Annotated in this window: 7 protein-coding genes; all 7 read right to left on the bottom strand. The window is 53.5% G+C overall.

Going from position 1 to position 12820, the window contains the following annotated elements; all coding sequences use genetic code 11:
• Window positions 1-33: 33 nt before the first annotated feature.
• The 7 genes from M6D81_RS21775 to M6D81_RS21745 all read right to left on the bottom strand — a co-directional run bounded on the left by M6D81_RS21775 (window position 34) and on the right by M6D81_RS21745 (window position 12425).
• On the bottom strand, window positions 34-3459 hold the full coding sequence (locus M6D81_RS21775; protein WP_262679158.1) for an S-layer homology domain-containing protein: 3426 nt from the start codon (window positions 3457-3459) through the stop codon (window positions 34-36).
• A gap of 51 nt (window positions 3460-3510) precedes the next feature.
• A complete protein-coding gene (locus M6D81_RS21770) occupies window positions 3511-5118 on the bottom strand; it encodes a hypothetical protein (RefSeq protein WP_262679157.1) in 1608 nt (535 codons plus the stop codon).
• Window positions 5119-5143: 25 nt separating this feature from the next.
• Window positions 5144-6922 carry a type 2 periplasmic-binding domain-containing protein gene (locus M6D81_RS21765; protein WP_262679156.1) on the bottom strand — a complete coding sequence of 593 codons (1779 nt, stop codon included), beginning with the start codon at window positions 6920-6922 and terminating at the stop codon, window positions 5144-5146.
• A gap of 161 nt (window positions 6923-7083) precedes the next feature.
• A complete protein-coding gene (locus tag M6D81_RS21760; RefSeq protein WP_262679155.1) occupies window positions 7084-8007 on the bottom strand; it encodes a carbohydrate ABC transporter permease in 924 nt (307 codons plus the stop codon).
• Window positions 8001-8909, bottom strand: a complete 909-nt coding sequence (locus M6D81_RS21755) for an ABC transporter permease (RefSeq protein ID WP_262679154.1) — start codon at window positions 8907-8909, stop codon at window positions 8001-8003. The genes M6D81_RS21760 and M6D81_RS21755 overlap by 7 nt, the downstream gene beginning before the upstream one ends.
• A gap of 214 nt (window positions 8910-9123) precedes the next feature.
• Window positions 9124-10683, bottom strand: a complete 1560-nt coding sequence (locus tag M6D81_RS21750; protein WP_262679153.1) for a response regulator — start codon at window positions 10681-10683, stop codon at window positions 9124-9126.
• The gene (locus tag M6D81_RS21745; protein WP_262679152.1) at window positions 10680-12425 is read right to left on the bottom strand and encodes a sensor histidine kinase; all 1746 of its coding nucleotides are present in this window, start codon (window positions 12423-12425) and stop codon (window positions 10680-10682) included. The genes M6D81_RS21750 and M6D81_RS21745 overlap by 4 nt, the downstream gene beginning before the upstream one ends.
• Window positions 12426-12820 lie beyond the last annotated feature (395 nt).

Raw genomic sequence — 12820 nt, 5'->3', positions numbered from 1 at the left:
CCAAAATCGTGCCCCACCGCATATGAAGCCCGCTTACGAAGCGTTGTCCGTCAAGCGAACCAGCAGCGTTACCGCCTCTGCGCGAGACAGAGGGGAAAGCGGATTAAAGGAATTGTTCGATTGGCCTTTCAGCAATCCGAGCTTTCTCGCCGCTTCTACAGCCCCTTTACTCCAGACCGGAATAAGTCCGTCATCCGCAAAACCCGTCCGCTCGGCCGGCTCAAGCGCTAGAGACAGAGCCCGCGCCAGAATAACCGCTACCTCGGCTCGACTGACAGGATCATCGGGCCGCAAGGTGCCGTCCGTATAACCGCCAATCCAGCCGGCCTCTACCGCCTTCAGCATGCCGGACCGAGCCCACTCCCCGGCCTTATCCAAATCGGAGAAAGTTGCATTTGACTCCGCACCTTCACTTTTCATCGCCCGTTGCAGCATCACAACAAACTCCGCTCGGGTCACTCGGCGATCGGGCTTGAACGATCCATCCGCATAGCCGTCAACGATTCCGCGTTCGCGAGCCGTCACAATGGATGAATACGCCCAGTGATGGTCTGCGTCATGGAATTCATGCTGAACGCTTGTAGAGGGACCTGGCGCTCCCGAATTCTCATTGCCCGGTTGTTCCGTGCTATTCTCTTCCCCCGAATTATCCGTATCCCTCGGTGAGTCAGGCCCCGAGCCACCGCCGGTAACGGGAATATAGACGTACCCGCTGCTGCTGCCTCCTTGCTTGATATGACTGGCCGACAGTTCGACGGCTGCGAATTTCACCACACGACCAAGGGGATCCAGTTCATAAGCTGCGATATGCTTGCCTGCAGCAGCCGCACCTATTTCAATTCTCGCTGCGGAGGATGCAGCATCGCCCGTCACTTGCTCCGGGATTCCCCCGACAGAAGGAACGGGGACAGCTTCATCCTCCAGCGACACAGCCAGAGTATGATCGGCCGCTACGGATGCCGACACTTTCGTGCTGCCCGTCGTCGTACCCGGCTCAACCGTTACAGCCAGCTCCGGCGTCAAGTGAATCGTTACAGTCGCAATGTTGGAATCCAGATTGCCGTCGTTCACCTGGAACGAGAACGTATCCGAGCCGTCAGCAGTCGCATCAGGCGTATAAATGAATGCACCGGTAGCCGCATCGACAATCGTCGCCACTCCTTTCTGCCCATTGGAAACAATGGAATAAGCGAGTGGACTGTTCTCTATGTCCGACCCTTGCAGCAAGCCGGCTGCAGGATGATTCTGCAGCACATTCAGTGTCTGATCCTGAGCTGTCGGAGCATAATTCACAGGTTCCTCTTCGATGGCGAACAATTTGCCTTCGCCCGGCAGGAAGGTTCCAGCATTCAGTACGCCAGACAAATAGTTGTAGTCGGTTCCGACCTCCAGTCCGCTCGCCTTGGACACTTCCGTCACTTGTCCCGGATTCGTCGTCAACGTGAAGGTGCCGGTCTGATTGGCTGTCTCATTACGGTTGACGACCATCACATACTTGCGATCGCTTTCGTCCTTGAAATAAGAAATAATCCATGGCTGCTGCATATCCGCGGGCTGCCAAAAAAACTCTCCAGGCAACGTAGTCGTCTTTGCCGGTGCCGCGCCCGTATGATACACCGCCAGCGAATGCAGTCGGTTCAGCGTGTCTCCCAGCCCGAGCACCTCTGCATTCAGCTCCTGCGCCCAATAGTAGGACGGATTCCGATTACCGCTCGGATCGATAATGGAGTCGATGAAGCCTTCATAAACAGGATGCCAGTAGGTAAAATAAATCAAACCTTTGGAGCCGTAAGCCAAATTCGTATAAATATTGTGTCGCAGATCGTCCTTGCTGGGCGGTCTCAGCCAAGTGCCGACGCCGACAGATTGCAGGAACGTCCAGAAATCAATCTCGCCGGCAAGCGCTTGGCGCCGGACAATCTCCAAATTGTTGTAGTATTCATCCGAGACGGTGCCGTCGTAATAATACGGATAATAGTCATGCAGCATCACATCGGGATCGGCTCTGACCCAACGATAGACGTAATCCTCATAGGAGAAAGGCTCGACATCCAGGTTGAAGGCATGCCAGAAGTCGGATTCCATGGCGCTGCCGCCTGCATAGGCTTGGCCGCCCGCATACCATTCCACTCCCGGCGCGGAACGCCAAACGCCAAAGAAATTGTCATGGCCGCCGTTGTGCGTCAGCTCCATATAATAGGAAGTATTAGGTTCGACCATTGCGTTCAACTCGAAGGTCTGATGCAGCGTTTGCGCCGTAGGCGCTCCAAGCGTGGTCTGCGCCAGCTGCTGACCTTTGCTCACGGAATCGTATAGCGTTAAGGTGACGGCTTCCCCTGGTCCCCATTGATCGTATGGAATAGCCCATTGCACGGTTGTAATTTCATTCTCGTATGCTTTGGTTGTGAAAGTCTGTCCGATCGGCGTGGTGCTGTTCAGCACCGAACCGTCGCGATTCAGTTCCATGCCCGTCAAGCTGACGTCCGCGTCGCTGGGCCACAAATTGACCAGAGACATGGCATCGGTGTCCAGATCCCGCAGCGTACGAACCATATTGCCAAGTTGGGGCATCAGAATAGAGCTGGGCTCGTCATACAAGTTGTAACCCATCAGAGCAGGATGATCGCCATAATCGTCCACGATTTGCTGCAGTGTTTCCAACGAAGGTTGGCCGCCGTCTTTGAAAGCGGATTCAGAAAATAACACTTTGAAAGCCAGATCGCTGCCCGTCTCCAGAACGCCATCCCGATATGCATCGCCATCCGCATACGGATTCTCGTCACTGAGACGAAGTGACGCGCTTGCCGCATTGTCGCTCGTCAGCTCCATATAATATGGTGTTCCCATCTGCACGCGAGTCAGCAGCCAGAATACTGTAGGTTCGTCAGCGGGAGCAGTCGGCGTAACACGCGAAGCAGATGCAATCGTCGTCCCTTTGGCCGGACTGTCGTACAAGGTCAATGTCAAGTTGGTATCGGCCGGCCATGTCGACTGGTCGATGTCAAGCGATGCATAATTGAGTCCCCAATCCGTGCCGCGATTCGGTGCTTGGAAGGTTTGGCCCCAGGACTGCGATTGGCTGACCGTACCCCACTCTTCTCCCTCGTTCTGGTCCACGGTTGGTTCATCCCAGCTGAAGCGTGCGTCGGATACCAGAATCTGCAGCCCGTTCTGCTCAGCCAAATCCAGCGCTATGTGATTGACATCGTAATAATGATTGCTGTTGCCGCCGACGATGAAGTTGACGTTCATGTCGGCGATCTGCCCGTAAGTAACTTGGTTCGTATGAATGGGTGCCGGCGGATTGAATATTCCAATATGGAAAGGATCGGTCGGCGGATTAGCGCCGCCGGCGCCGTGAGATATCTGGATAGCAAAGCCGGCGGGCATCATGGTTACTGCCATGGCCGATACGGCGGTTGCGACTACAAGCTTGCGAAATCTGGAATAATAATGCATTAAACGAACATCTCCCTTCAAGAGGTGGAATGAAAAGGGCGCCAAAACGCCCTAGAATCGAAACGATATCGCATTGCCTTGCGCCATGGCGAATAGAGAGCCGGAAATCGAATGCGTGTCGCTTGCAGTCGATTCCAATCTGCTAAGGTTCGTTGTCTCACACGGTTCGTCAACCAGCAACGCTCCTTGCACGCCTACACCATAAGACATGCCTTCGTACAAATATTGAATCCGATCAATCGAATGATGAATCTCGGCCGTGGCATTGCCCCAGACCAATTGCAGCCCCCAGTCCGTGAAGTCTGACCGAATCGTAATGAAGCGTTCCTCCATGACAATCGCCATTTCCGCTCCCCCCGCGAGGATTAACGTCAGCGCTAAGCGGTCGCCCTCGGCTTCGACGCGCTCGAGCCTGTCTGCCTCCACAGGCAACCACTGACCACTTTCGTCCCGTACGATCGGCAGGATGCCGGGCCGGACTTGCCCGTCCGTCCATCTGCCGCCGTCCATGATCGGCAACGTATCGTACCAGCACTCCTCCGTCTCGCACACGTCCCGCAAGTAACGCTCTTCGTAACGCTCGTCAAACAGATGAATATCCCGCAGTCGGAACCTCGCCCCATCCTTCAGCAGATTGACGCGGAAGAACCGGCTGCAATACCAGAGCGACTGCTTGCCCGAATGTCGCCAGTCCTCCAGCGCTATGATTGACGAAGCCGGCGTCACCGGATACTTCTCCTTGAACCATGCTCCCGATTCCGCCAGCGTCTCCACCAGCACCCGTCCTTCCCGGTGCCAATCGGCGAGCATGGCGATCTGATCGGTCAAGCCTGCGGATATCCGTTCCCAACCGAAGGAGTTCTCCTGGCCGATCTGGGTGTAGCCAAAGGAGAGCTGCGGCACGTTAAAGCTGGTGTCGAAGAACCAACGCACCCACTCCGGGCTGCCTCCGCCTCCTTCGGCTCCCGTATAGACCGGCTCCAGCGTAATGACGGATTGACCGTAGCCGTGATCGGCGGCATCGTATTGATAGATGGGATCGCTTCCCAGCATCCGGAAGACGGGCACCGGAATTTGGCCCTCTGCCGTCTGAGCCGGCATAAATCCGTTCAGGCGACTTGGGTAGTAGGCCTGATTATAATAACCGCCCCATAACGTATATCCATCGGTGCCCCATTGATCCTTGCAGTTGCAGGAAGCGACAATGCCGTACCGGTCGGACAAATGCCCAAGCAGGTGCGCGTCCATAAACCATGAGCCCGCCGACCGCGGATAATAGCCGAATTGGCGCCGGAATTCGTCCATGAACAAATCCGCCAACAATAATCGCTCTTCCGGTGTATAGCCGATCGAAAAACCGACATGGGCATGCCAATCCCACGGATAACGCCCGCGCCATGCCAGTCCGGCCCGATCAGTCAAAGGTTGAACGACTTCAAACCAGATGCCGATTTCATGCCGATCGTCCAGCTCTTTCAGCACCTCCGTGAACTGCGGGTTGATCAATGCATCATACTGAATGAGCCAGGTCGCGGGCAAGCCGTATTGGTTGACCAACCGAATCTCCCTTTTCAGCGTATCGAGCAGGTCGATCGGCAGGCGAGGTTCGACGCCCCGTACAAAGTTAATAATATTGACGCGATTGTTGGCTGTGCTCATCGTTTTCGCTCCTAATAATCGTGAATTAGCGGCCTATTGCCTCCGCTTTGTCGCTGAATACATTGCGCGGCATTGAACGCGTGACATTTATTTCGACCTGCCCGGCAGGTGTTGCCACGTAAGCCGCATATTGCGCGTTGAATTCGGCAATCGTTTCTTCGTCATGACCGCGTACCTTCATTTCGTTCAAGAACTGCTCGTATGCTTGCTCGAATTCCGCATCTGACTTGGCAAGCAGCAGCTTGGCATAATATTGCAGGCGAATATCGGTCTGGACAGGGGTATACTTCTCAACCGCTCCACCGATCAGTGCCTTGGTCCGGAACGTAGCCGGCAAGAGGCCGAATGTCCCCTGCTCCTGATTAATTTCCTCAGCCTTGTACAACATAGCGTTGGTGGCAACCCATGGTGCTTCCAGAGTCGGAATATGTGTACTTAGCGTGCTGCCTAGCTGCTTCCACCAGAAAAATCCCTTTTCCGTCACGTTAGCCATCCCTTCGCCGCCCCAGAATTCCGGTCCCTGGAACACATCTTGATTCACAACGACGACGCCGTCTTCCATCTTGTAAGCTCCCATCGATTCCAGACCGTATTCCATCAGAATGAACGCTTCCGGCGTTTGCAGCCAATCCAGCCCCTTCATCAACGCGTCGGGATTAATTGTGTCCTTGCCGACGCCAGTTCCAAGACCACCGAAAGGATTAAAATTGGCGTATTGCGCGGGTTTGATATTGTCGACGGTCGGCAACTTGACAGGCGTGAACCAGCCTTCAGGGAAACCTTGCTTTTCCAACTCGCTGTAAGTAATGCTGGGCGGCAAATTATTGTTGGCCAGAATCGTTCCGTTCGGGTTGTCCCAGCCATTAAAGATCATAGCTCCGAAACGCAAGGAATTCGTTTTTTCCAGGTACAGATCACGTTTATGGAATGCCGTTTCCGGATCAAGCATTCCTTGCAGATGCATCTTGTTCAACCATTGGAAGCCTCGCTTGAAACCTTCCGTCATATAGTCGGGCACTTGCGTGCCGTCGCCTGCTTCGTTCCACGCCGCCACGCCGAACATCGACATCACGAACTCTAGTCCAGCGAAGTTTTCTCCGCCCAGCGACAACGGAATGAGATCCCGACCTTGCACATCCTTCAATTGCTTCACAGCCGCCAGGTAAGCCTCGAGACCTTCAATGGTGCCGAGACTGTCAACGCTGAGACCGGCCTTCTCCGCGAGACCGCTCTGAATCCACAATCCCTGCGAGTTGCCCTGCCAAGCCGACGGTTCCTCCGGCTTCGGCTCATACCCCATCGGCACGAAATAAATATGACCGTCTGTTGCACGCCAGTTGTCGATGATTCGTTTATCAATTTTCGCCAAGTTGGGGAATTCGTCCGGCTGATTAAAATAATCGTCAAGCGGCAATAATCTTTCTTCGTCGATTAATCTGGACCAGATCGGGCTTTCGGGACTCAGAATGATAGCATTCGGGAAATCGTCTCCCACCAGCTTCAAGTTCACTTGCTGGGCAATGTTGCTGCCGTTGCCAATTTCGATTTTCTCAAATTCGATGCCCATCTTATTCAAAACTTCCCGGGTAACCGGGCCGTTAAGATCAATCGGCGTCGTCTGGTGAGGGTGATAAAGCGTATACTTAGGTTTGACAGCCGAAGTGCTGCTTTCTTGTTCGTTAGGCTCTGCAGTTGCATTGCCCGCAGTCAGACTGTTGTTGTTGGAAGTACATGCGACCATAAGCGATATGGCAAGTCCAAACACGATGCTCCTAAGCAGATATTGTTGTACGCGTTTTCTCATGTCTGCGTCCCCTTTACTTGTTCTTCTTTATATAATCGGCATCGTCCGGGGCAATCCTTGCACGACAATGGCGCGGGCCCGGCATCACTGTCGTTGTAGCACCCTGGTTAACCGGCTATACCATTCACTGACGGTTGTCTTGCTTGAGGCTCTTGCGGTCCCTACTCTTTTACCGAGCCTATTAATACGCCTTTGACAAAATAACGCTGCAAAAACGGATATACGAGCAAGATGGGCAGTGTCGTCAGCATAATCGTTGCCATGCGAACCGACTTGGTCGTCACCACGGCCGGATTGTACATGCCTGCCTCTCGGGCGGCAGTCATCTGGCTGGCACTGATCATATTGGATGCCTCCACCGAGCTCATAACTCGCTGCAAGTAGGTAGGCAACGGCTGTAATTGAATGTCCTGTACGAAGAACGCACCGGTAAACCAGTCATTCCAGTGACCTACTGCCGTGAACAAGCCCAGGGCGGCCAACAGCGGCAACGAAAACGGCAATATGAGCGTAAAATAAATGCGCACATAGCCGGCGCCGTCGATTTTCATCGACTCCACGACAGTTTCCGGGATGTTGCTTCGGAACGACGTACGCATGACCAGCATGTTCCATACGCTGAACAAGCTTGGAAAAATATAAACCCAAAACGAGTTGATCAGATTTAATTGAATGAGTTGAATATAGAAAGGGATAAGTCCCCCGCTAAACAGCATGATGAGCAGAAAAAAGAGCGTAAACGACTTGCGACCCGGCAGCTCCGGTCGCGAAAGCGCGTAAGCGACCATAGAAGTGACAAGCAGAGAAGCAATCGTACCAATAAACGTCCTCAGCACGCTGATCCAGAAAGCATTGACGATGATGCTGCTGGACAACACGACCAAATAATTGCCCAACGTAAATTCACGCGGCCACCAATAAATCCCGCCCGTCATGGCATCTTGCCCCTCATTGAACGACAGGACCAGAATATACCACATAGGGTAGGCGCACAAAAACGAAAACAACAGCATGCCTATTGTGTTGGCAACCGTAAATGTGCGATTTCCCAACGTCTGGCCAAGCCCCCGGCGTCCCTCTACCATATGCCTTCACCTCCCGCCCGTTTCGACAAATAATTGCTGCCCAGCAGCAAGACGGTTGCCATCACACTGGTTACAAGCCCGATTGCCGTTGTCATCGAATATTGAGCCTGACCAATGCCTAGCCGCAATATATACGTATCGATCACTTCCGCCACACCGATATTGGCAGGATTAATCAGGGGATAAATCTGGTCGATGCCCGCGCTAAGCAAGCTCGGAATCTGCAATATAAAAACGATGGAGATAATCGGCAATATGCAAGGCAGCGTAATGCTCCACATCTGACGCCAGCGTCCGGCTCCGTCAATTGAAGCGGCTTCGTACAATGCCGGATTGATGCCGGCAATCGCCGCCAGATACAGAATCGTGCCCCAGCCCAGTTCCTTCCACATGCCGCTCAGCAGGAATATCGGTCTGAACCATGTCTCGGATCCCATGAAGGGAACCGCCTGCATACCGATGCTGCGGAGCAAGGAGTTGGCGCCCCCGCTGTCCAGCGACAGAAATGCGTCCAGAAAGCCGATCACGACAATCCATGAAATAAAATGCGGCAAATAACTCATCGTTTGGACAAAACGTTTGAAGGCATAGGATCGAATCTCGTTGATCAGCAACGCGAGCAATATCGTTGACGGGAAAACCATAGCCAATCTCAGCCCTGTAAGCAGAAACGTATTGCCAGTCGCTCGCCAGAAATCAGCGCTTGCGGCAAACTCTCTGAAGTTCTGCAAGCCTACCCACGAGCTGCCCCAGACGCCTTCCCTGAAGCCAAAATCCTTGAAAGCGAGTTGCAATCCCAGCAACGGAATGTAATTGAACAGAATGACCAATACGATCCCAGGAATAAGGAAGAAGTAGAGCGGCAGCAGTCCTTTCCACCTTATCCATGAATATTTCACCACATGTAATTCCTCCCAGAAGCGCAAGTTGATTCATGAATCTGCTCTAAGTATAGTTAATTATCGTAAGCGCTCTCAATAATCGAATGGCATGATAAGTGCTGCTCACGCATGAAGATATGCAACCGGCCGCAACACACGTTCGAAATTCATAACTGCCTAAACAAGAACAAACCGCCACTCATGAAGAGATGGCGGTTCATTAAGGGACAGTGAATCATTCACGATCCAGTGTGCTGTGGAATTGCCGGTAGTCTTTGGGCGTAAACCCGGTCATCCGTTTGAACAGATTGGAGAAATGGCCGAAATTCTGATAACCGATCCGATCCGCAACTTCGTACAGCTTCAAATCGGGTGACAACAGCAGCTCCTTGGCGCGGGCGATTCTTATCTTCACCAATTGATCGGTAAAAGAGATGCCGAGCTCCGAACGCAACAGAGCGCCCAAATAATTGGGGCTCAAATAAACGGCATCGGCCACGGATCGCAAACTAAGATTGTTCATGTAATTGTCGTTCATATATTCGATGGCGCGCTGAACGATGCCTTGCGCGTGGCTGCGCTTGCGGTCGCCGATCAATTGGCAGCAGCCGGCGAGCAGATGAACAGTCGTCCGAATCAGCTCCTGATCATCACTGCAGGCCAGCAGTTGTTGCCACAGCTCCTGCTCGGTGCCCATCTCCTTACCCGCAACCCCGGCTTTCCGGGCGATCCTGCCCGCCTTGGTCACGAGGTCGAGGCAGAAAGCTCGCAGCTCGCCTTCCCGCTGACCAGCGTTATCGACCAGCCGTCGCGTCAGACCGCCGAGCACTCGGCGTGCGGCCTCGCCTTCCCCAGAGGCCAGCAGATCGATCAGTTGCTGAGACTGCTCCTCTATCGGTATGGCATTGTGTTCATCGTTGCCGTCCATATTCAATTGATTCCAGTCATAGAGCGGACCTTCCACACCGAGCATTCGTTGATTGACGGCGCATACCGCGTGACGGTAGCTGTTCGCCAGCTTGGACGGAGAAGCGGCTTCCCCGCCGATTCCGATGGCAATGCCGGGCACTCCGGCCTCCTGCAGCATCTCTGCCAACCGCTCCAGTTCACCGCGAGGCCTTCCCTGCTCCGTCCCGGTGCGCACGATAAAAGCCAGCTGTTGCCGGGAGGTCGATACATACGCTTCCAATGACTCATCAAACACCGTTTGCGCACAGGCGATCATTGCTTCCTCCGCCTCCGTGCAATCCTCGACGCAGACGGCAACGATAACCATGTAGTAACCTGCATCCGCAAATAAGCCATACTGTGCCGCTTGAGATTCCAATGTGAGCTCGTCGATAAGCAAGCCGTGCAACAAATATTCCAGAAAGCTCGCCCGTTCCTTGTGCGCGTATTCCTGCAGCTTCTCCAGCAGCCGTTGTTCCTGCTCCCACTGCTCAGCGATCTGGAGCAGTATCTCCTCCAGTTTCACAAAATCGATCGGCTTGACGAGGAAGGCTTCCACGCCAATATCCAGCGCCGTCTTGGCATATTCAAACTGTTCGTAGCCTGTTACCATAACGACCTTCAGTTGCGGATTACTGCTCCTCATATCCGCTGCCAGATCCAAACCGCTGCTGCCCATCAGCCGAATATCGGTGATGAGCACATCCGGCGTTTCGTCTCGCTCCAGCGCTTGACTCGCGTCCTCCGCTTCACCGATAACGATCATCCTCAGCTTCTGCCATGGTACATGCTTGATAATCGATTGACGCTGACGAATCTCGTCGTCCACCACCAATACCTTGATCATCTCGTCGCCCCCTCTGGTTGTTTGTTCAGCTGCGGGATTTTTAGACTTACGGCAGTTCCTTGCTCCGGCTCGCTTGCGACCGTCATTTCGAATCCGGCGCCATAGAAGCGGTCGAGTCTCTCGCGGACGTTGTATAAACCGAATCCCCCCACACTTTCTTGTACCGGCGAACGCATCAGATCCCGAAGCTGGACCTCGTTCAACCCTTTTCCGTCGTCTTCGATGACAATATGCAGCAACTGATCCACAAGCTGTGCGGAAATTCGCACTTCGCCCCTCCCGCCGCGATGTGCAAAAGCGTGCAGCAACGCATTTTCCACAATGGGCTGCAGCGTTATTTTCACGATCTCGCAGGGAAGGGCGGCTTCTTCGACATCGTAATGCACGGTCACCTTGCCCGGATAACGCCATTCATGAATGTCGAGGTACGCCTGAATATGCTCCAGTTCCTCTCGTAGCAGAAGCACATCTCGTCCCTGGTTAAGCGCCAGCCTGAAAAACTTGGCAAGTGCGTCCACCGTACCGCTAATTTCCGCCGAGCCGGCATCCATCGCCATGCTTTTGACCAGCGCCAGCGTATTGTACAGAAAATGGGGATTGATCTGCGCTTGCAGAAGCCGGAGCTTCTCCGTCTCGGCCGCGCTTCTGGCCGCGGCGTTCTCGAGCATCGATGCCTCCAACTGCCGGGACATCTGGTTGAACGCCGCCTCGACGTCGCCCAATTCATCCTTGCCGTTGATCCTCACCGTCAAGCCGAGCGTTCCTTCCCTTACTTTGCGCATGCTGCGAATGAGTACATTAAGCCGGCTCGTGATCCTTTTGCCGAAGCTGATCAGCACAACAAGCGTCAGCACAACGAACAGAATGCTGGCGGTTATAGCGGCATTCCTAACGAGTTGCAGCCTCTCCCACAACGCTTCCTGGCTGACAATCGTCATGATCTTCCAACCGAGCGATGTCGTTTGATACACGACCAGATGGTTTTTGCCATCAATGCGCGTAGTATAGGAACCGGATTCACTGTCGTAGGATTTTTGCAAATAAGTCAAATCGGCAATGGAATTCCCCGTTTTGAGCTCTCTGTAGTCAATGAGAGCGTTGCCGTTCTGATCGGCAATGACGATCCAGCTTTCCTCGAATTCCAGCGGATTGGCCAGATTCTCGAACAGCGCCTGAGTCGTCACTTCGAAATCGATAATGCCGTAATTGTCGTTACTCATGTAGTCGACCAGCCATTTTCCGATGTGAAAAGCAGGCTGCGGGTTCGCTGCATCAAAGTACCAGTAAAAGGACTGCCGTGATTCCGACATCGCCGCCGTCCATGGCAGGAGTTCCGCTCTCTCCATGTTGAGCACAGAACCTCCATCCTCTCGCAGCGTCGGGTTGTTTTTGTAGAATCGGATCGATTTAATGGGAAAATAGGAGCGAACGCGACTTATGGAGGCATTGATCTGCTGCAGGGCAAGTACCTCGTCCTGCAGCTCTGAATACGTCTGCGTCAAGGAAGCCGACAGCCGGGGATCCATAGCCATCTGCATCAGCATGTTCTGATAACCCGTCGCCCGGTATTGCACATTCTCGTGCAGCTGATCCACCACTTTGTCGAGCATATCACGCGTCTCGCGTTGCGCGAGCGGCAGCGTAATGGAGAACAGACTGATGCTTGCCACAAGCACGGGGACGATCAGGAACACGATCAGCACGAAGATCAGTTTTTGCAGCAATCTAATTTGGGACCACAATGGGGATCGCCCTCCCGGTTTGTTCAAGCTGTTAAGCGGATTGTAACGGCTTACAGGATTTGCGTCAAGACTTGGCGATTGCGCCAATATCATACACACAGCAAGGATAACCCGCGTTTTTTCCCCAAGGAGTCTTTATTGATGAACGACTAAAGCCAAGTTTACATGGTGCAAAGGAATACGTCTTTGCAATCGATATTGATCATGCCGATTCAGCGCACAGCGTAAACCCTTATGTCCCCTCCATATATTCGTAACCGTTTGCATTTTATTGATATCCGGGCGTCATGCGGCTTGACGCAGGAGATCGCGGAACGGCATTGCGTGTACGAGGTCTGGAAATTTGTGCTACAATGAGAAATGGATAGAGTTGGTGAACCTCTCGTCAATCAATT

Origin of the sequence: Paenibacillus sp. J5C2022, assembly GCF_025567625.1 — a bacterium.
Taxonomy (GTDB): Bacteria; Bacillota; Bacilli; order Paenibacillales; family Paenibacillaceae; genus Pristimantibacillus.
The sequence above is the reverse complement of the archived record's forward strand: the minus strand, read 5'-3'. Positions and strand labels throughout refer to the sequence as shown.

Excerpts from the sequence above, each read along its gene's own strand:
- M6D81_RS21775 (WP_262679158.1), bottom strand. The coding sequence starts at position 3,459 with ATGCATTATTATTCCAGATTTCGCAAGCTTGTAGTCGCAACCGCCGTA.
- M6D81_RS21770 (WP_262679157.1), bottom strand. The coding sequence starts at position 5,118 with ATGAGCACAGCCAACAATCGCGTCAATATTATTAACTTTGTACGGGGC.
- M6D81_RS21765 (WP_262679156.1), bottom strand. The coding sequence starts at position 6,922 with ATGAGAAAACGCGTACAACAATATCTGCTTAGGAGCATCGTGTTTGGA.
- M6D81_RS21760 (WP_262679155.1), bottom strand. The coding sequence starts at position 8,007 with ATGGTAGAGGGACGCCGGGGGCTTGGCCAGACGTTGGGAAATCGCACA.
- M6D81_RS21750 (WP_262679153.1), bottom strand. The coding sequence starts at position 10,683 with ATGATCAAGGTATTGGTGGTGGACGACGAGATTCGTCAGCGTCAATCG.